The organism is Leclercia sp. GHBNCSD, from assembly GCF_055805075.1.
On the sequence record NZ_JBQVYO010000013.1, the window covers coordinates 1 to 654 of the forward strand.

1 protein-coding gene is annotated in these 654 nt (G+C 48.0%); it reads right to left on the bottom strand.

The genetic code is table 11. The features are described from left to right. Positions 1–99 precede the first annotated feature (99 nt). The coding region (locus ACT3IC_RS23510; RefSeq protein WP_473479888.1) for a T6SS immunity protein Tli3 family protein at positions 100–654 on the bottom strand (555 nt) is incomplete at its 5' end.

The following is a 654-nucleotide window of genomic DNA, read 5'->3' on the forward strand; positions in this document are numbered from 1 at the left end:
AAACCGATAAACTATCTGCGTCGGTGGCTCTTTCGCCAGGCATTCTGCAGTTAATACAACAGCGGCAACTGTGAGAGATGTACATAATCCTTTCATCACTTATCGCCCCGCGTCCATATCACAGCGCATTCGATCCCAGCCGGTGTAACCCTTCACATCGGGGACTGTGTCGGGCAAATTTTGCCAGTTCGTCTTAAGCTGTTGCGTGCTCCCCTCAAGCCCTTGCCTGGTCATGTAAATCATCCCCCAGGCCCACCCAGGAGAACGGGCTTCTAACTTTCCGTTTACTATGCCTCCCATACCGTCATCTACGGTATATTCAATCCCTGGCCCACCAGGTAAAATCCGTGGATCTTCAAACGGCTTTGACGACATATACAGCCGGTGTTTGGTTTGTAAAAAACCCTGATCGTTGACGACGGTGAAAGACACGACATCTTCTGCAGGCGCTCTGTTATCACCATTGGGTTCATTATGTCCGGGAGAAAAGCCAACAGCCTTCCATGTTTCGCCATAATCTTTCGAAACAAGGAAGCCATCTACCTCCCAGTTTGGGATAGAGATATAACGTTTCGAAGGATGAATAAATTTGCGGGTGAATATTCGATAAAACTGAAAGTAAGGCTGTGAATGAATGCCTCGCTTTGTATCGGT